A 17,987-nucleotide genomic window follows, 5' to 3' on the forward strand; every position below is an offset into this window, starting at 1 on the left:
GTTACGCCCCCGTGGCAGCCGACTGTGCGAAGCGCTCGTAGCCGTGCTCTTCGAGTGCGTCGGCCAGTTCGGGGCCGCCGGCCTCGACGATGCGGCCGCCGACGAACACGTGCACGAACTGCGGCCGGATGTAGCGCAGGATCCGGGTGTAGTGCGTGATCAGCAGGACGCCCCCGTGCTCGGCTTCGGCGTAACGGTTCACTCCCTCGCTCACCACCCGCAGCGCGTCGACGTCCAGCCCGGAGTCGGTCTCGTCCAGGATCGCGATCTTGGGCTTGAGCAGCGACAGCTGCAGGATCTCGTGACGCTTCTTCTCACCGCCCGAAAAGCCTTCGTTCACACTGCGTTCGGAGAACGCCGGATCGATGCCGAGATCGCCCATCGCGCCCTTGACTTCCTTGACCCAGTGCCGCAGCTTCGGCGCCTCACCGCGCACGGCCGCGGCGGCGGTGCGCAGGAAGTTCGACATCGACACCCCCGGCACCTCAATCGGGTACTGCATCGCCAGGAACAAACCGGCCCGCGCGCGTTCGTCGACGCTCATCGCCAGCACGTCCTCGCCGTCCAACGTGATCGAACCGGACGTCACCTCGTACCTCGGATGCCCGGCGATCGCGTAGGACAGGGTCGACTTGCCGGACCCGTTCGGGCCCATCAGCGCGTGCGTCTCCCCCGACTTCACCGTGAGATCGACACCCTTGAGGATCGGGATGGCCTCGGCGTCATTGGCGGGCGAGACGCTGACGTGCAGATCTTTGATTTCGAGCGTGGTCATCAGTTCTTGATTCCTTCGGTTAACTCAAGTTCGTGTTCGATGGCCTCGGTCAGCCGGTCACGGACGGACGCCACGGCGATCTTCTGGATGATCTCCGCGAAGAAGCCGCGCACGATCAGCCTGCGAGCCTGGTCTTCCGGGATACCGCGAGCTCGTAGATAAAACACCTGCTCGTCGTCGAATCTTCCCGTGGCACTTGCGTGTCCGGCGCCGACGATCTCGCCCGTCTCGATTTCGAGGTTGGGCACCGAATCGGCGCGGGCGCCGTCGGTGAGCACCAGGTTGCGGTTCGCCTCATACGTGTCGGTGCCGGTGGCCTCGGCCCTGATCAGCACATCGCCGATCCACACCGTGTGGGCGTCGGGCCGCTTGGAGTCCGGATCGCCTTGCAGCGCACCCTTGTACAACACGTCGGAGCGGCAGTTGGGGTAGGCGTGGTCGACGAGTAACCGGGATTCGAAGTGCTGGCCGTCGTCGGCGAAATAGGTGCCGAGCAGTTGAGCGTCGCCGCCCGCAGCGGTGAACCGCACCGTCGTCGACGTACGAACCAGGTCGCCCCCGAGCGTCACGTTGACATGGCCGAGCACCGAATCCCTGCCCAGCCGTGCGTGATGCGCGCTGACGTGCACCATGTCGTCGGCCCAGTCGGCGATCCAGATCACCCCGAGGGCTGCCGAGTCACCGACGATGATTTCGACGTTGTCGGCGTAGGTCCCGCTGCCGCGCAGGTCGACGACCACGATGGCGCGGGCGAGTTCTTCGACGCGGATCTGCAGGTGCCCGTACGCGACCGCGCCCTCGCCGGGCCCGGTGACGACGATCTCGATCGGCTTGGCGACCTCGGTGTCGCGCGCCACGGTCACCACCGTCGCGGAGTTGAACGACGAGAATGCCTGGGCCGCAACACGATCAGTGGGGACGCCACCCTGGCCCAGCCGCTCGTCGCCGCGGCGCACGGTTTCGGTCTGCACGCCGGGCTGTTCGCTGACACTGATCGCAGCCTTGCCGTTGGCGACGGCCGAGCCGTCGTGCAGGCCGCGCAACCGTCGCAGCGGGGTAAACCGCCACATCTCGTCGCGGCCGTGCGGAACCTCGAAAGCATCAACATCGAAGGACGCGAACAGCTCGCCCTTATTCAGATTTAGTGCGGCAGCGGTCATCCGACCGCGCCCTCCATCTGCAGCTCGATCAGCCGGTTGAGCTCCAGCGCGTACTCCATCGGCAGTTCCTTGGCAATCGGCTCGACGAAGCCGCGCACCACCATCGCCATCGCCTCGTCCTCGGTCATCCCGCGACTCATCAGGTAGAAGAGCTGGTCCGCGCTGACCTTGGACACGGTGGCCTCGTGACCCATCGTGACGTCGTCCTCGCGGATGTCGACATAGGGGTAGGTGTCGCTGCGGCTGATCGTATCGACCAGCAGCGCATCGCATTTCACGCTGGATCGCGATCCGTGCGCACCCTTGTTGATCTGGACCAGACCGCGGTAGGAGGCGCGGCCGCCGCCGCGCGCCACCGATTTGGAGACGATGTTGCTCGACGTGTTGGGCGCCAGGTGCAGCATCTTGGCGCCGGTGTCCTGGTGCTGGCCCTCGCCGGCGAACGCCACCGAGAGCACCTCGCCCTTGGCGTACTCGCCGGTCATCCAGACTGCCGGGTACTTCATGGTCACCTTCGACCCGATGTTGCCGTCGACCCACTCCATGGTGGCGCCGGCCTCGGCACGGGTGCGCTTGGTGACCAGGTTGTAGACGTTGTTCGACCAGTTCTGGATGGTCGTGTAACGGCAACGGCCACCGGGCTTCACGATGATCTCGACCACCGCGGAGTGCAGCGAGTCGCTCTTGTAGATCGGCGCCGTACAACCCTCGACGTAGTGCACGTAGGCGCCCTCGTCGACAATGATCAGCGTCCGCTCGAACTGGCCCATGTTCTCGGTGTTGATCCGGAAGTAGGCCTGCAGCGGAATATCTACGTGCACGCCCGGCGGCACGTAGATGAACGAACCGCCCGACCACACAGCGGTATTCAGCGCGGAGAACTTGTTGTCACCGGCCGGGATCACGGTGCCGAAGTATTGCTTGAACATCTCCGGGTGCTCGCGCAGCGCCGTGTCGGTGTCCAGGAAGAGGACGCCCAGCTTCTCCAGATCCTCACGGATGGAGTGATAGACGACCTCGGACTCATACTGCGCGGCGACACCGGAGACCAGCCGCTGCTTCTCCGCTTCCGGGATGCCCAGCCTGTCGTAGGTGTTCTTGATGTCCGCGGGCAGGTCGTCCCAGGTCGCGGCCTGCTTCTCGCTGGAGCGCACGAAGTACTTGATGTTGTCGAAGTGGATGCCTTCCAGGTTGGAGCCCCAGTTCGGCATCGGCTTCTTCTCGAACGTACGCAGCGCCTTGAGCCGGACGTTGAGCATCCACTCCGGCTCGTTCTTCTTCGCCGAGATGTCGCGGACCACCGCCTCGGACAGGCCACGCTGCGCGCTGGCGCCCGCGACGTCGGAGTCCGCCCAGCCGTAGCCGTAGTTGCCCAGGGATGCAATCGCCTGCTCCTGGGTCAACGGCGTTCCGGTAAGCGGCGGCTTGGTGGCCTCTGGCGTGAGTGTCATTCGGACGCTCCTTTGGTGCTCGTACGGTGCTGGCGCGGGCTGGGCGCCGCTTGATGCTAGGTCTTGGCTGCCGCCGGGGTCAGCGGCACATGGGTGGTACAGGCGCAGTCGCCGTTGACGATGGTCGCCAACCGCTGCACGTGGGTGCCGATAACCTCGGCCATCGCCTCCCGCTCCGCCTCGCACAGTTCCGGGAATTCCTCGGCGACATGCGATACCGGGCAGTGGTGCTGGCAGATCTGCACGCCGTGCAGCGGCAGGCCCACCCGCGTGGTGGTGGCGACGTAGCCGGCCTTGGTCAGCGCGCCGGCCACCCGCTCGGCCGCCGCCTCGACATCGGCGTCGTCGGCACTGTCGGCCGGCTCGACATCGGCCAGGATCGCGTCGATGCGGCGCCGGGCGAAGGTCTGCACCGCGCCCTGTCCGCCGATTTCACGCAGTTGGCGCATCGCCGCCGCCGCCAGGTCGTCGTAGGCGTGGTCAAGCTTGGCCCGCCCGACAGAGGTCAACCGGTAGCGTCGTGCGGGCCGACCACGACCGGCCTGCTGCCAGGATGCGGCGGCCGCCGACTCGGCGTCGCCCGCCTCGATCAGCGCGTCGAGATGACGGCGCACCCCGGCGGCCGCGAGGCCCAACCGGTCGCCGATCTCGCTGACGGTGATCGATCCGGACTCCAGCAGCAGGCGCACGATGGCGCGGCGGGTGTGACCATCCGGTACCGCACTGGCCACGGCCGGCGCGGGAGCCACGTCGACCTGGTCGCCGGTTTGGATTTCCACAACACCAGTGTGACGCAATTCCGGGGATCGGTCTAGCAAGGGTGCCCTCTGTAGAGGGTTGCAGTGCTCACACCGTGAGCACTGCCCGGCCGTCTCGTGAGGTGCAGCTACGCTGCACTGATGGCAGCGCGCCACCACACGCTGAGCTCGTCAATCGCCAGCTTGCACGGCGATGAACAAGCCGTCGGCTCGCCGCTGAACGCTACCGAGCTCACCGCCATGCGGCGCACGCGCCTGTTAGGCGCCACCGGGACCGTGCTGATGGCGATCGGCGCGCTGGGCGCGGGGGCCCGGCCCGTCGTTCAGGACCCGACGTTCGGGGTGCGGTTGCTCAACCTGCCCTCCCGCATCCAAACGGTGTCGTTGACGATGACGACGACCGGGGCGGTCATGATGGCGCTGGCCTGGTTGATGCTCGGACGGTTCGCGCTGGGCCGCAGGCGGATGTCGCGCGGCGAACTGGACCGCACGCTGCTGCTGTGGATGCTGCCGCTGCTGCCCGCGCCCCCGATGTACAGCAAGGACGTCTACTCCTACCTGGCGCAGAGCCAGATCTCGCTGGAAGGGCTCGACCCCTACAAGGTGGGTCCGGCGTCCGGGCTGGGGCTTGGCCACGTATTCACGCTGTCGGTCCCCAGCCTGTGGCGGGAGACGCCCGCGCCCTACGGCCCGTTGTTTTTGTGGATTGGGCGCGGAATCTCGGCGGTGACCGGCGAAAACATCGTCGCCGCCGTGCTCTGCCACCGGATCGTGGTGCTGATCGGGGTGGCCCTGATCGTGTGGGCAACGCCCCGGCTGGCCCGGCGCTGCGGCGTGGCTGAGGTGAGCGCGCTGTGGCTGGGGGCGGCCAATCCGCTGCTGATCATGCATCTGGTCGCCGGCATCCACAACGAGGCGCTGATGCTCGGACTGATGCTGGCCGGCGCCGAGTTCGCGCTGCGCGGCATCGACTCGGCGCGACTGCGGCCCCGGTCGTGGCGCATCGGCTCGGATTGGGAACCGCTGGGCATGCTGCTGGCCGGCGCCGTGCTGATCACGCTGTCGTCGCAGGTGAAACTGCCGTCGCTGCTGGCGCTGGGCTTCGTCACGATGGCGCTGGCCTACCGGTTGGGTGGCAATCTGCGAGCGCTGCTGCTGGCAGGCGGCGGGATGACGGCATTGTCGGTGGCGGTGATGGCCGTCGTCGGGTGGGCCAGCGGCCTGGGGTTCGGCTGGATCTTCACGCTGGGCACCGCGAATGTGGTGCGCAGCTGGATGTCGCCGCCGACGCTGCTGGCGCTGGGCACCGGGCAGGTCGGCATTCTGCTGGGCCTGGGCGATCACACCACCGCCGTCCTGGCACTGACCCGTTCCATCGGCGTGCTGATCATCACGGTGTTGGTGGCCTGGCTGTTGCTCGCCGTCTTCCGCGGGCGGTTGCACCCGATCGGCGGCCTCGGCGTCGCGCTGGGCATCTGCGTCCTGCTGTTCCCCGTCGTGCAGCCCTGGTATCTGCTGTGGGCCATCATCCCGCTTGCCGCCTGGGCGACCCACCAAGGTTTCCGGGTGGCGGTCATCATCATCACGCTCGTGGTGGGCATCTTCGGCCCGACGGCAAACGGCGACCGCTTCGCGTTGTTCCAGATCCTGGATGCCACCCTGGCCAGTGCCGCCGTCGTGGTGTTGCTGGTCGCGCTGACATACACCCGGTTGCCGTGGCGTCCGCTGCAGGTGAAGCCGGCCCAGGACGGCGAATCCAACGGCGCGGCAGGCACTGCCGTCCCGCAGTCCGCCGAGGCCGGCGAGACCCAACGGCCGACGGCGGCGCCGGACGCTTACGCTGACTCGACGTGAGCTCGGCCCCCCACGTCCCGCACGCACCCGACACTGTGGTGCGGCTGCGCGGGGTAACCAAGCAATACGGGTCGACGACGGCCGTCTCCAACCTCGACCTGGACGTGCACGCCGCCGAGGTGTTCGCGCTGTTGGGGCCCAACGGCGCCGGCAAGACCACGACGGTCGAAATGTGCGAGGGCTTCACCCGCCCGGACGGCGGCACGATCGAGGTGCTGGGCCTGGACCCGATCGCCGACAACGCCCGGCTGCGCGCCCGCATCGGGGTGATGCTGCAAGGCGGCGGCGGCTACCCGGCGGCGCGCGCGGAAGAAATGCTCAACCTGGTGGCCTCCTATGCCGCCAACCCGCTGGACCCCGCGTGGCTGCTGGACACGCTGGGCCTCACCGACGCCGCCCGCACCACCTACCGACGCCTCTCGGGGGGACAACAGCAACGGCTCGCGCTGGCATGCGCGCTGGCCGGGCGCCCCGAGCTGGTGTTCCTCGACGAGCCCACCGCCGGCATGGACGCCCACGCCCGGCTGCTGGTCTGGGAGCTGATCGACGCGCTGCGCCGCGACGGCGTGGCGGTGGTGCTGACGACCCACCAGCTCAAGGAGGCCGAGGAGCTCGCCGATCGGCTGGTGATCATCGACCACGGGCAGACGGTGGCCGCGGGCACGCCGGCGGAGCTGATGCGCAGCGGCGCCAAAGACCAGCTGCGGTTCAGCGCGCCACCGCGACTCGACCTGTCCCTGCTGTCGTCGGCGCTGCCGGAGGACTACCTGGCCACCGAGGTCACGCCGGGCGAATACCTGGTCGAGGGCCCGGTCGACCCGCAGGTGCTGGCGACCGTCACGGCATGGTGCGCGCGCATCGACGTGCTGGCCACCGACATGCGCGTCGAGCAACGCAGCCTCGAGGACGTGTTCCTCGACCTCACCGGTAGGAAGTTGCGGCAGTGACACAGACCAACGGCCCGCTGTTTCCCGCGGGCACCTTCACGCCCGACCCGCGTCCCAGCGCGATTTCGAAAATGCTTGCCGCACAGTTCAATCTGGAGCTCAAGCTGCTGCTGCGCAACGGCGAGCAGCTTTTGCTGACGATGTTCATCCCGATCACACTGCTGGTCGGGCTCACGCTGCTGCCGCTCGGCTCGTTCGGGCAGCATCGCGCCGCGATCTTCACGCCGGTGATCATGGCGCTGGCGGTGATCTCGACCGCGTTCACCGGGCAGGCGATCGCGGTCGCGTTCGATCGCCGGTATGGGGCGTTGAAAAGGCTTGGCGCCACGCCACTTCCGGTCTGGGGCATCATCGCCGGAAAGTCGCTGGCGGTCGTCACAGTGGTGTTCTTGCAGGCAATCCTGTTAGGCGGCATCGGTTTTGCGCTCGGCTGGCGACCCGACCCGTTGGCGCTGGGGTTGGGCGCGGCGGTCATCGCGCTGGGCACCGCGGGTTTCGCGGCCCTGGGGCTGCTGCTCGGCGGCACGCTGCGGGCCGAGATCGTGCTCGCGGTCGCCAACCTGCTGTGGTTCGTCTTCGCCGGTCTCGGCGCCTTGACCGTGGAAACCGGGATGATCCCGTCGTGGGCCAAATGGCTGTCCCGGCTCACGCCGTCGGGCGCGCTGACCGAGGCGCTGTCGCAGGCGATGACGTTGTCGGTGGACTGGTTCGGTATCGCCGTCCTGGTGGCGTGGGGCGCCGGGGCGGCCCTGGCCGCGCGCCGCTGGTTCCGCTTCACCTGATCGGCCCCGGGCCGTACTACAAGCTGTAGTTTACGGTGCCCTACGATCGGGCGATGGCCGTCGGACGGGTGCTGATGCGGTTGGTGGACCTACTCCCCAACCCGAGCCTGCGCGTCCAGCGCCTCGTCGCCGCGCTGGTGATCCTGACCCAGGGCGGCATCGCGGTCACCGGCGCGATCGTGCGCGTCACCGCGTCGGGGCTGGGTTGTCCGACCTGGCCGCAGTGCTTCCCGGGCAGCTTCGTTCCGGTGGCCCACGCCGAGGTGCCGCGCATCCACCAGGCCGTCGAATTCGGCAACCGAATGATCACCTTCGCGGTCGTGGTGGCCGCGGCGCTGGCCGTGCTGGCCGTGACGCGGGCGCGGCGACGCTCCGAGGTGCTCCTCTACGCGTGGCTGATGCCAGTGTCGACGGTGGTGCAGGCCGTGATCGGTGGCATCACCGTGCGCACCGGGCTGCTGTGGTGGACGGTCGCCATCCACCTGCTGACGTCGATGACGATGGTGTGGCTGTCGGTGCTGCTCTACGTGAAGGTCGGCGAGCCCGACGACGGCGTGGTGCACCAGCGGGTGGCCAGGCCGCTGCGGGCGCTGACGGCGCTGAGCGCGGTGAACCTGGCGGTGCTGCTGGTCACCGGCACGCTGGTGACCGCCGCGGGTCCGCACGCGGGAGACCGCAGCCCCAGCCGGACGGTGCCGCGGCTGAAGGTGGAGATCACCACGCTGGTGCACATGCATTCGTCGCTGCTGGTCGCGTACCTGGCGCTGCTGGTGGGCCTGGGCTTCGGGCTGCTCGCGGTCGGCGCGGCCCGGCCCGTGCTGCTGCGGCTGGGCGTGCTGCTGGCCCTGGTCTGCGCCCAGGCCGCCGTGGGCACCGTGCAGTACTTCACCGGGGTCCCCGCCGCGCTGGTCGCGGTCCACGTCGCCGGGGCCGCGGCCTGCACCGCGGCGACGGCGGCGCTATGGGCCTCGATGCGAGAACGGACCGAGCCCGAGCCGCTCGCAGGCTGACTCCACGGCCACGGCGAACCGGCGCTGGGCCGACTCGCGCGCCGCGGGGTCCAGTCGCCGCCAACCCAGCGGTGGCGCAACCACATCCAGCCGGGCAACCCGGTCGCCGTCGACATCGACGCGTGCGTACAGCAGCTCGCTCGTGACGATTCCGGCGCGTTCTGCGGCCGCCGCGAGGGCGGCGTGACCGACGTCCCACACCTCGAACTCCGGCTCGACCGCGTGCGCCCCGGTGAAGGCGTGCGACTGCTCGCCGCCGAAAAACGTCAACGCGACGGGATCTGCCGACGTCCCTGCGGGCAGCGTCGGCACCCCCGCGGCCGCCAGGTCATCCAGGTATCGCGCAGCCAGATTCCAGGCCACCGCGGGGCGCGGGTTCAGCAGGTTGCCCATACGCGTTGTCCAGGCGAGGAATTCGTCGGCCCGCCGCGCGTATTCGCGCCCCACCCGCAGGATCACCAGATCCGCCCGGGCGGTCTCCGGATCGTCCCAGGACGACCAGCGGGCGTGCAGGCCGCGGCGTCGCAGCGCGGTCACCAGGCCGGCGTCGTCCGCGGCACCGCCCGGGTGCTGCGGCGATCCGGCCAGCACGATGCGGGGATGGAAGACATCCGGCCGGGCAAGCTTCATGCCCGGGCATGATAGCCACATGCACGCAATCGAAGTCGGTGAAACCGGCGGCCCCGAGGTCCTGCGTTACGTCGAAACGCCCGAACCCACGCCCGGCGAGGGCCAGCTGCTGATCAAGGCCGAAGCCATCGGCGTCAACTTCATCGACACGTATTTCCGCAGCGGCCAGTACCCGCGCCAGGTGCCGTTCGTCGTCGGCTCCGAGCTGTGCGGCACCGTCGCGGCCCTGGGCGAGAACGCCCCCGCGGATTTCCGCGTCGGCGACCGCGTGGTGTCAGCCGCGGCGGCCGGTGCCTACGCCGAATTCGCGGTCGCCCCAGCGGCTTTGACGGCTAAGGTGCCGGACAACGTCACGTCGGAGGTGGCGGCGTCGGTCCTGCTGAAGGGCCTCACCGCGCACTATCTGCTCAAGTCGGTGTACCGGGTGCAGACCGGCGACACGGTGCTGGTGCACGCCGGGGCCGGCGGGGTGGGACTGATCCTGACGCAGTGGGCGCATCTGCTGGGCGCCCGCGTCATCACCACCGTCTCGACGCCCGACAAGGAGCGGCTGTCCCGGCGAGCCGGCGCCGACGAGGTGCTGCCCTACCCCGACGACGCCGCCGCGTTCGGCCAGCGGATCCGGTCGCTCACCGACGGCAACGGCGTCGAGGCGGTGTACGACGGCGTCGGCGCCACGACGTTCGACGCCAGCCTGGCCAGCCTCGCCGTCCGCGGGACGCTGGCGCTGTTCGGCGCCGCCAGTGGCCCCGTTCCCCCGGTAGACCCGCAGCGCCTCAACGCCGCCGGCTCGGTCTTCCTGACCCGGCCCGCGCTGGTGCACTTCATGCGCACCGGCCAGGAGTTCAGCTGGCGGGCCGACGAACTGTTCGAGGCGATTTCGAGTGGCGCCCTCACCATCGAGGTCGGCGGGCGCTATCCGCTGGCCGAGGCCGCCCGCGCGCACACGGATCTGCAGGGCCGCAAGACGGCCGGCTCTGTCGTGCTGCTGCCGTAGGGCGGCGACGATCGCTCAGAAGAGCGTCGGTAGCCCCAGCACCGAATCGACGGCCAACGCGCAGAACACCACCGCCAGGTAGTTGTTCGACTGCAGGAACAGCCGCAGCGGCTTGACCGGCTCGCCGGCGCGCACGCCGGCGTAGAGCTGATGGGCCATCGCCAGGAACCACACGCCGGCCAGCACCGCGACCGACGCGTACAGCCAGCCCGCGGCCAGCCCCAGGGCCAGCGTCGCGAACACCGTGAGCCACGTGTAGATCAGGATCTGCTTGGTGACCTGACGCTCGGTTGCCACCGCGGGCAACATCGGCACCCCGGCCGCCTTGTAGTCGTCCTTGTATCGCATTGCCAGCGCCCAGGTGTGCGGCGGCGTCCAGAAGAAGATGATCGCGAACATCGCCAGGGCCGGCCAGCCGATGGTGCCGGTGACCGCCGACCACCCGATCATCACCGGCATGCACCCCGCCGCGCCGCCCCACACGACGTTCTGCGACGTGCGGCGCTTGAGGAGCAGCGTGTAGACGAAAACGTAGAACGCGATGGTGGCGATGGCCAGCAATCCCGACAGCAGGTTGCTGGTCCGCCAGAGCCAGAAGAAGGAGGCCACCGTCAGCACCAGCCCGAGGATCAGGGCGTTTCGCGTCGGCACTGCGGCACGCGCCAGCGGCCGGCGCGCGGTGCGCTTCATCAGCTTGTCGATGTCGGCGTCGGCCACGCAGTTCAGCGTGTTGGCACCGCCTGCGGCGAGCATCCCGCCGATCAGCGTGTTGAGGATCAGCAGCGGGTGCACCTCACCCCGGTGCGCGAGCAGCATCGCAGGTATGGCTGTGACCAGCAGCAGCTCAATCACCCGGGGCTTCGTCAACGCCAAATACGCGAGCACGGTGCGACGTACTCGGCTCGGCGCGACGCGCCCGCGAACGCTCACGCAATAACTCCTCGGGGTCGCAGCAGCGCGCAGCATCTACTACGCACGATGGTAGACCGGGAGTCCACGGCAGCGGGCCCCCAGGGTCGATTCGCACAGAATTTCCCGATTGCGGCACGAATGGCAAATTGCGGGTCGCCTGCGCGCCACCTGCGGGGGGGCCGCGCGTGACTACCCGGAAACCTGCACTGCAAACGCCACCACTCGCGCACTAGGGTTGAGGATTGACGGCTTCATCACTCAAGGAATGAGTCTGTGACCACACTCGAAGACATCTCCACACTCACCCGGCCCCACCACCCCGACGACTGGACCGAGCTCGATTCGGCCGCGGTCGACACCGTCCGGGTGCTTGCCGCCGACGCGGTCCAAAAGGTCGGCAACGGCCACCCCGGGACGGCGATGAGCCTGGCGCCGTTGGCCTACACGCTTTTTCAGCGCACCATGGTCCACGATCCCAGCGACGTGCACTGGCTGGGTCGCGACCGGTTCATCCTCTCGGCCGGCCACAGCAGCCTGACGCTGTACCTGCAGCTGTACCTCGGCGGGTTCGGCCTGGAGCTGTCCGACATCGAGTCGCTGCGCACCTGGGGATCCAAGACCCCGGGGCACCCGGAGTTCCGGCACACCAAGGGCGTTGAGATCACCACCGGACCGCTGGGCCAGGGCCTGGCCTCCTCGGTCGGGATGGCGATGGCGTCGCGCTACGAGCGCGGCCTGTTCGACCCGGACGCCGCGCCCGGGGAGAGCCCGTTCGATCACCACATCTACGTGATCGCCTCCGACGGCGACATCGAAGAGGGCGTGACCTCGGAAGCGTCGTCGCTGGCGGCCGTGCAGCAGCTGGGCAACCTCATCGTGTTCTACGACCACAACGAGATCTCGATCGAGGACGACACCGACATCGCGTTGTGTGAGGACACCGCCGCGCGCTACCGCGCCTACGGCTGGCACGTCCAAGAGGTCGAGGGCGGCGAGAACGTCGTCGGCATCGAGGAGGCGATCGCGGCCGCCAAGGCCGTCACCGATCGGCCGTCGTTCATCTCGCTGCGCACGATCATCGGCTTCCCCGCACCGAAGCTGATGAACACCGGCAAGGCGCACGGTGCGGCGCTGGGCGACGAAGAGGTCGCGGCCGTCAAGAAGATCCTGGGCTTCGATCCCGACAAGAACTTCGAGGTGCGCGACGACGTCATTGCCCACACCCGCAAGCTGGTCGACCGCGGCAAGGAAGCCCACGAGAAGTGGCAGGCCGAGTTCGACGCCTGGGCGCAGCGCGAGCCCGAGCGCAAGGCGCTGCTGGACCGGCTGACCGCCGAGGAGCTGCCCGACGGCTGGGACGCCGATATCCCCTACTGGGAACCGGGATCCAAGCCGCTGGCCACTCGGGCCGCGTCCGGCAAGGTGCTCTCCGCGGTGTCGACCAAGCTACCCGAATTGTGGGGCGGCTCGGCCGACCTGGCCGGCAGCAACAACACCACCATGGATGGCGTCAAATCCTTTGGCCCACCGTCCATTTCAACCAAGGACTACACGGCGGACTGGTACGGGCGCACCCTGCACTTCGGTGTTCGCGAGCACGCGATGGGATCCATCCTGTCCGGCATCGTGCTGCACGGGCCCACCCGCGCCTACGGCGGAACCTTCCTGCAGTTCTCCGATTACATGCGCGGAGCGGTGCGGCTGGCCTCGCTGATGGACATCGACACCATCTACGTGTGGACGCATGACTCGATCGGGCTGGGCGAAGACGGTCCCACCCACCAGCCCATCGAACACCTCGCCGCGCTGCGGGCCATCCCGAAGCTGTCGGTGGTGCGCCCCGCCGATGCCAACGAGACCGCCTACGCCTGGCGCACGGTGCTGGCCCGCGGCAACGGCAGCGGACCGGTCGGGTTGATCCTGACCCGCCAGGGCGTGCCGGTGCTCGAGGGCACCAACTTCGAAGGCGTGGCCCGGGGCGGGTATGTGCTGGGCGAGGAAGGCGAGGACGAACCCGACGTGGTTCTGATCGCCACCGGTTCCGAGGTTCAGCTCGCGGTGGATGCCGCAAAGCTGTTGGCGGACAAGGACATCATCGCGCGAGTGGTGTCGATGCCCTGCGTCGAATGGTTCGAGTCCCAACCATCGGATTACCGCGACAGCGTGCTGCCGCCGTCGGTGTCGGCCCGGGTGGCCGTCGAGGCCGGCATCGCGCAGCCGTGGCACAAGCTGGTCGGCGACACCGGAAAGATCGTGTCGATTGAGCACTACGGCGAATCCGCCGATGCCGAGACGTTGTTCCGCGAATTCGGCTTCACCGCGGAAGCCGTCGCCGCCGCCGCCGAACAAGTAGTCGATAACTGAGAAAGGCTGATTTCGATGACCCAGAACGCCAACCTTGCCGCGCTGTCCGCCGCCGGGGTATCCGTGTGGCTCGATGACCTGTCGCGTCAGCGGCTGCAGTCGGGCAACCTGCAAGAGCTGATCGACACCAAGAGCGTCGTCGGCGTGACCACCAACCCGTCAATCTTCCAGAAGGCGCTGGCCGAAGGCGACGCCTACGACGGCCAGATCGCCGAGCTCGCCGAGCGGGGCGCCGACGTCGACGCCACCATCCGCACCGTCACCACCGACGACGTGCGCAACGGGTGCGACGTGCTGGCGCCGGCGTGGGAGGCCTCCGACGGGGTCGACGGCCGGGTATCCATCGAGGTCGACCCGCGGATGGCCAAGGAGACCGAGAAGACGATCGCGCAGGCCGTCGAGCTGTGGAAGATCGTCGACCGGCCGAACCTGTTCATCAAGATCCCGGCCACCGAGGCCGGCCTGCCGGCCATCACCGCCGTTCTGGCCGAAGGGATTTCGGTCAACGTCACCCTGATCTTCTCGGTCGAACGGCACCGCGCGGTGATGGACGCCTACCTGGCGGGCCTGGAGAAGGCACGCGAGGCGGGACACGATCTGTCCAAGATCCACTCCGTCGCATCGTTTTTCGTCTCCCGCGTGGACACCGAGATCGACAAGCGGCTGGAGAAGATCGGCTCGGAAGAGGCGCTTGCGCTGCGGGGCCAGGCCGGTGTCGCCAACGCGCGGCTGGCCTACGCCGCCTACCAGGAGGTCTTCGAGGGCGGCGAGCGCTACCAGAACCTCACACGCGACGGGGCCCGCGTGCAGCGGCCACTGTGGGCGTCCACCGGTGTGAAGAACCCCGACTACTCCGACACCCTCTACGTCACCGAGCTGGTCGCCCCGCACACGGTGAACACGATGCCCGAGAAGACGATCGACGCGGTCGCCGACCACGGCGTCGTCACGGGTGACACGGTCACCGGCACGGCCGGCGCGGCGCAGGAGCTGTTCGACAAGCTTTCGGCCGTCGGTATCGACCTGACCGACGTCTTCCTGGTGCTGGAGAACGAGGGCGTGCAGAAGTTCGTGGAGTCCTGGACCGAGCTGCTCGACGAGACACAGAAGCAACTGGGTTCCACCGACAAATGAGCCCGGGCGCTGAGGCCGGGCAGTGGACTAATCCACTGCGGGACAAGGACGACAAGCGGCTGCCCCGGATCGCCGGGCCTTGCGCGCTGGTGCTTTTCGGCGTCACCGGCGACCTGGCGCACAAAAAGGTGGTGCCGGCCATCTACGACCTGGCTAACCGGGGCCTGCTGCCGCCCACCTTCTCTCTGGTGGGATTCGGCCGCCGCGACTGGGACCACGATGCGTTCGCACAGGTGATCCTCGACGACGTCAAGCAGTTTTGCCGCACGCCGTTCCGGCAGGCCATCTGGGAGCGGTTGGCCGAGGGATTGCGTTTCGTGCGAGGCGAATTCGACGACGACGCCGCGTTCGGCCGGCTGGCCGAGACGCTCGAGAAGCTGGACGCCGAGCGCAGCGTCGGCGGAAATCACGTCTTTTACCTGGCGATCCCGCCCAAGTCGTTCCCGGTGGTGTGCGAGCAGCTGCACAAATCGGGGCTCGCGCGTCCGCAAGAGGACAGGTGGAGCCGCGTCGTCATCGAGAAGCCGTTCGGCCACGACCTGAAGAGCGCGTGCGACCTCAACCACGTGGTCAACTCGGTGTTCCCGGAGGAGTCGGTGTTCCGCATCGACCACTATCTGGGCAAGGAAACGGTCCAGAACATCCTGGCGTTGCGCTTCGCCAACCAGCTGTGGGACCCGATCTGGAACGCGCACTACGTCGACCACGTGCAGATCACCATGGCCGAGGACATCGGATTAGGCGGGCGCGCAGGCTATTACGACGGCATCGGCGCCGCGCGTGACGTGATCCAGAACCACCTGATGCAGCTGTTGGCGCTGACCGCGATGGAAGAGCCGGTCAGCTTCAAACCCGCCGCGCTTCAGGCCGAGAAGGTCAAGGTGCTCTCGGCCACCCAGCTGGCGCAGCCGCTGGACCAGACCACCAGCCGCGGCCAGTACGCGGCGGGCTGGCAGGGCGGCGAGAAGGTGGTCGGCCTGCTCGACGAGGAGGGGTTCTCCAAAGACTCCGGCACCGAGACGTTCGCCGCGATCACCCTCGAGGTGGACACCCGCCGCTGGGCTGGCGTGCCGTTCTACCTGCGGACCGGAAAGCGCTTGGGCCGCAGGGTTACCGAGATCGCGCTGGTCTTCAAGCGCGCGCCCCATCTGCCGTTCGACGCGACCATGACCGACGAGCTCGGCACCAACGCCCTGGTCATCCGGGTGCAGCCCGACGAAGGGATCACCCTGCGATTCGGATCCAAGGTGCCGGGCAGCACGATGGAAGTCCGCGACGTCAACATGGACTTCTCCTACGGGTCGGCGTTCGCCGAGGACTCCCCCGAGGCCTACGAGCGGTTGATCCTCGACGTGCTGCTGGGCGAACCGTCCCTGTTCCCGGTGAACGCGGAGGTCGAATTGGCTTGGCAGATACTCGATCCCGTCCTCGACTATTGGGCGACGCACGGTAAGCCCGACCCCTACGAGTCGGGCACCTGGGGCCCCGCTTCAGCGTTCGAGATGCTGCATCGCACCGGCCGCGAATGGCGGCGGCCGTGATAGTTGACATGCTCGACGCCAGCACCACCGGGGTCAACAAGAAGCTCGACGGCCTGCGCGAAGAGGCCGGCGTCGTCACCCTGGGCCGGGTCGGGACGCTGATCATCAAGTCCACCAGCGACGCGCTGCTGGAGGAGTCGATCGAGGCGGCCAACGCCGCCACGCACGAACACCCGAGCCGCGTGCTCGTCGTGGCACCCGGCGACGCGGATGCCAGCGAGTCTCGCCTGGACGCCCAGATCCGGGTCGGCGGCGACGCCGGCGGCGGCGAGGTCGTGGTGCTGCGGCTGACCGGGCCGCTGTCCGGCCATGCCGAAAGCGTCGTCATCCCCTTCCTGCTTCCCGACATCCCGGTGGTGGTGTGGTGGCCCGACGTCGCCCCAGCCGTACCGGCGCAGGACCCGTTGGGCAAGCTGGCGATTCGGCGCATCACCGACGCGACGAACAGCTCTGACCCACTGTCGGCGATCAAGAGCCGGCTGCCCGGCTACACGCCCGGCGATACCGACCTGTCCTGGGCCCGGATCACCTACTGGCGGGCGCTGCTCACGACGGCGGTCGACCAGAAGCCCCACGAGGACATCCAGTCGGCGCTGGTTTCCGGTCTGCGCACCGAGCCCGCGCTCGACATCTTGGCGGGCTGGTTGGCCAGCCGGATCGACGGGCCGGTACGCCGGGCGGTCGGCGATCTCAAGATCGAGCTGGAGCGCAAGTCCGAGACCATCACCCTGAGCCGCCCACAGGAGGGCACGACGGCCACGCTGAGCCGCAGCGGCCGGCCCGATGCGCTGGTTCCGCTGGCGCGCAGGGAAACTCGGGAATGCCTGGCCGAGGACATGCGACGGCTGGACCCGGACGAGGTCTATTACAGCGCACTGGGAGGTATCGACAAGGTGCAATACGTATGAGCAATGAAGTGGAAGTTTTCCCGGACAGCGACGCCCTGGTCGAGGCCGCGGGCAGCCAGCTGGTCAAGACCATCAGCGCCGCGATATCGGCACGAGGTCGGGCGCTGATCGTGCTGACCGGCGGCGGCAACGGCATCGGTCTGCTGAAATACCTTGCCGGCCACGCCGGAGAGGTCGACTGGTCGAAGGTACATCTGTTCTGGGGCGACGAACGCTACGTCCCGGAAGACGACGACGAGCGCAACGAGAAGCAGGCCCGCGAGGCCCTGCTCGATCACATCGACATCCCGGCGGCCCAAGTGCATCCGATGGCCGCCAGCGACGGTGAATTCGGCAGTGACCTAGCCGCCGCCGCGCTGGCTTACGAGCAGCTGCTGGCGGCGAACGCCGAGGCCGACGAGCAGGTCCCGAATTTCGACGTCCACCTGCTGGGCATGGGCCCCGAGGGCCATATCAATTCGTTGTTCCCGGACACCCCGGCCGTGCTCGAGACCACCCGCGCTGTCGTCGCGGTCAACGACTCCCCCAAGCCCCCGCCGCAACGAATCACGCTGACATTGCCCGCTATTCGACGCTCCCGCGAGGTCTGGCTGTTGGTCGCGGGCGCGGGTAAGGCCGACGCTGCTGCCGGCGCCCTCGGCGGCGCCCAGCCCGTCGACATCCCGGCGGCCGGGGCGATCGGGCTCGAGACCACGCGATGGTTACTCGACGCCGAGGCCGCCAGCAAGCTGCCTGACGGACAGTAGGTCTCGTCGTCGCGTCGC

The 17,987-nt window shown here is 68.4% G+C and carries 16 protein-coding genes; 10 read left to right on the plus strand and 6 right to left on the minus strand.

The genetic code is table 11. The features are described from left to right. Nucleotide 1: 1 nt before the first annotated feature. From sufC to MRAB57_RS24925, 4 genes are read right to left on the minus strand one after another with little or no spacing between them, the layout of a single operon-like run. Nucleotides 2–775 (minus strand): Fe-S cluster assembly ATPase SufC, encoded by a 774-nt coding sequence (gene sufC / locus MRAB57_RS24910; RefSeq protein WP_077089723.1) that lies wholly within the window; start codon nucleotides 773–775, stop codon nucleotides 2–4. After that, nucleotides 775–1,935 (minus strand): Fe-S cluster assembly protein SufD, encoded by a 1,161-nt coding sequence (sufD, locus tag MRAB57_RS24915; protein WP_077089724.1) that lies wholly within the window; start codon nucleotides 1,933–1,935, stop codon nucleotides 775–777. Before sufD ends, sufC begins: the two co-directional genes overlap by 1 nt. Further along, entirely contained in the window at nucleotides 1,932–3,386 is a 1,455-nt protein-coding gene (gene sufB / locus MRAB57_RS24920) for a Fe-S cluster assembly protein SufB (protein ID WP_077089725.1), read from the minus strand. The genes sufD and sufB overlap by 4 nt, the downstream gene beginning before the upstream one ends. Before the next feature lie 56 nt (nucleotides 3,387–3,442). Further along, nucleotides 3,443–4,204: a helix-turn-helix transcriptional regulator gene (locus tag MRAB57_RS24925; RefSeq protein ID WP_077089726.1), complete on the minus strand. Its 762-nt coding sequence runs from the start codon at nucleotides 4,202–4,204 to the stop codon at nucleotides 3,443–3,445. An 81-nt stretch (nucleotides 4,205–4,285) separates the two neighbouring features. Here MRAB57_RS24925 and mptB point away from each other — a divergent pair, with 81 nt between their 5' ends. Genes mptB through MRAB57_RS24945 form a run of 4 tightly spaced genes read left to right on the plus strand, consistent with a single transcriptional unit; the run spans nucleotide 4,286 to nucleotide 8,737 of the window. Further along, nucleotides 4,286–5,998, plus strand: coding sequence for a polyprenol phosphomannose-dependent alpha 1,6 mannosyltransferase MptB (mptB, locus tag MRAB57_RS24930; protein WP_077089727.1), 1,713 nt, complete (start codon nucleotides 4,286–4,288; stop codon nucleotides 5,996–5,998). After that, entirely contained in the window at nucleotides 5,995–6,945 is a 951-nt protein-coding gene (locus tag MRAB57_RS24935; protein ID WP_077089728.1) for an ABC transporter ATP-binding protein, read from the plus strand. Before mptB ends, MRAB57_RS24935 begins: the two co-directional genes overlap by 4 nt. Then, nucleotides 6,942–7,727 carry an ABC transporter permease gene (locus MRAB57_RS24940; protein ID WP_077089729.1) on the plus strand — a complete coding sequence of 262 codons (786 nt, stop codon included), beginning with the start codon at nucleotides 6,942–6,944 and terminating at the stop codon, nucleotides 7,725–7,727. The genes MRAB57_RS24935 and MRAB57_RS24940 overlap by 4 nt, the downstream gene beginning before the upstream one ends. Nucleotides 7,728–7,762: 35 nt before the next feature. Then, nucleotides 7,763–8,737, plus strand: coding sequence for a COX15/CtaA family protein (locus MRAB57_RS24945; protein WP_425436784.1), 975 nt, complete (start codon nucleotides 7,763–7,765; stop codon nucleotides 8,735–8,737). On the opposite strand, the gene MRAB57_RS24950 is transcribed toward MRAB57_RS24945, so the two are convergent. Next, the gene (locus MRAB57_RS24950) at nucleotides 8,687–9,367 is read right to left on the minus strand and encodes a hypothetical protein (protein WP_077089730.1); all 681 of its coding nucleotides are present in this window, start codon (nucleotides 9,365–9,367) and stop codon (nucleotides 8,687–8,689) included. The genes MRAB57_RS24945 and MRAB57_RS24950 overlap by 51 nt on opposite strands. A 19-nt stretch (nucleotides 9,368–9,386) precedes the next feature. On the opposite strand from MRAB57_RS24950, the gene MRAB57_RS24955 reads away from it, so the two are divergent. Continuing rightward, the gene (locus tag MRAB57_RS24955; protein WP_077089731.1) at nucleotides 9,387–10,364 is read left to right on the plus strand and encodes a quinone oxidoreductase family protein; all 978 of its coding nucleotides are present in this window, start codon (nucleotides 9,387–9,389) and stop codon (nucleotides 10,362–10,364) included. A gap of 15 nt (nucleotides 10,365–10,379) precedes the next feature. Here the strand turns inward: MRAB57_RS24955 and MRAB57_RS24960 are convergent, their stop codons facing one another. Beyond that, on the minus strand, nucleotides 10,380–11,294 hold the full coding sequence (locus MRAB57_RS24960) for a heme o synthase (protein WP_077089732.1): 915 nt from the start codon (nucleotides 11,292–11,294) through the stop codon (nucleotides 10,380–10,382). 255 nt (nucleotides 11,295–11,549) lie between these two features. Here MRAB57_RS24960 and tkt point away from each other — a divergent pair, with 255 nt between their 5' ends. The 5 genes from tkt to pgl are packed head-to-tail and all read left to right on the plus strand — an operon-like array spanning nucleotide 11,550 to nucleotide 17,969. Beyond that, on the plus strand, nucleotides 11,550–13,640 hold the full coding sequence (gene tkt, locus MRAB57_RS24965) for a transketolase (protein WP_077089733.1): 2,091 nt from the start codon (nucleotides 11,550–11,552) through the stop codon (nucleotides 13,638–13,640). Between the two features lie 15 nt (nucleotides 13,641–13,655). Beyond that, nucleotides 13,656–14,774 (plus strand): transaldolase, encoded by a 1,119-nt coding sequence (tal, locus tag MRAB57_RS24970; RefSeq protein WP_077089734.1) that lies wholly within the window; start codon nucleotides 13,656–13,658, stop codon nucleotides 14,772–14,774. Next, complete coding sequence (gene zwf, locus MRAB57_RS24975; RefSeq protein WP_077089735.1) at nucleotides 14,771–16,315, plus strand: glucose-6-phosphate dehydrogenase; 1,545 nt, start codon at nucleotides 14,771–14,773, stop codon at nucleotides 16,313–16,315. Before tal ends, zwf begins: the two co-directional genes overlap by 4 nt. Continuing rightward, the gene (gene opcA / locus MRAB57_RS24980) at nucleotides 16,312–17,223 is read left to right on the plus strand and encodes a glucose-6-phosphate dehydrogenase assembly protein OpcA (RefSeq protein WP_077090836.1); all 912 of its coding nucleotides are present in this window, start codon (nucleotides 16,312–16,314) and stop codon (nucleotides 17,221–17,223) included. Before zwf ends, opcA begins: the two co-directional genes overlap by 4 nt. After that, complete coding sequence (gene pgl, locus MRAB57_RS24985; RefSeq protein ID WP_077089736.1) at nucleotides 17,220–17,969, plus strand: 6-phosphogluconolactonase; 750 nt, start codon at nucleotides 17,220–17,222, stop codon at nucleotides 17,967–17,969. The genes opcA and pgl overlap by 4 nt, the downstream gene beginning before the upstream one ends. Nucleotides 17,970–17,987 lie beyond the last annotated feature (18 nt).

It is taken from the genome of Mycobacterium rhizamassiliense (assembly GCF_900157375.1).
Taxonomy (GTDB): domain Bacteria; phylum Actinomycetota; class Actinomycetes; order Mycobacteriales; family Mycobacteriaceae; genus Mycobacterium; species Mycobacterium rhizamassiliense.

What these genes read in the sequence shown, in the direction of transcription:
- pgl (WP_077089736.1), top strand. Translation starts at nt 17,220, where the DNA reads ATGAGCAATGAAGTGGAAGTTTTCCCGGACAGCGACGCCCTGGTCGAG.
- sufD (WP_077089724.1), bottom strand. Translation starts at nt 1,935, where the DNA reads ATGACCGCTGCCGCACTAAATCTGAATAAGGGCGAGCTGTTCGCGTCC.
- MRAB57_RS24955 (WP_077089731.1), top strand. Translation starts at nt 9,387, where the DNA reads ATGCACGCAATCGAAGTCGGTGAAACCGGCGGCCCCGAGGTCCTGCGT.
- tal (WP_077089734.1), top strand. Translation starts at nt 13,656, where the DNA reads ATGACCCAGAACGCCAACCTTGCCGCGCTGTCCGCCGCCGGGGTATCC.
- sufC (WP_077089723.1), bottom strand. Translation starts at nt 775, where the DNA reads ATGACCACGCTCGAAATCAAAGATCTGCACGTCAGCGTCTCGCCCGCC.
- MRAB57_RS24950 (WP_077089730.1), bottom strand. Translation starts at nt 9,367, where the DNA reads ATGAAGCTTGCCCGGCCGGATGTCTTCCATCCCCGCATCGTGCTGGCC.
- mptB (WP_077089727.1), top strand. Translation starts at nt 4,286, where the DNA reads ATGGCAGCGCGCCACCACACGCTGAGCTCGTCAATCGCCAGCTTGCAC.
- sufB (WP_077089725.1), bottom strand. Translation starts at nt 3,386, where the DNA reads ATGACACTCACGCCAGAGGCCACCAAGCCGCCGCTTACCGGAACGCCG.
- zwf (WP_077089735.1), top strand. Translation starts at nt 14,771, where the DNA reads ATGAGCCCGGGCGCTGAGGCCGGGCAGTGGACTAATCCACTGCGGGAC.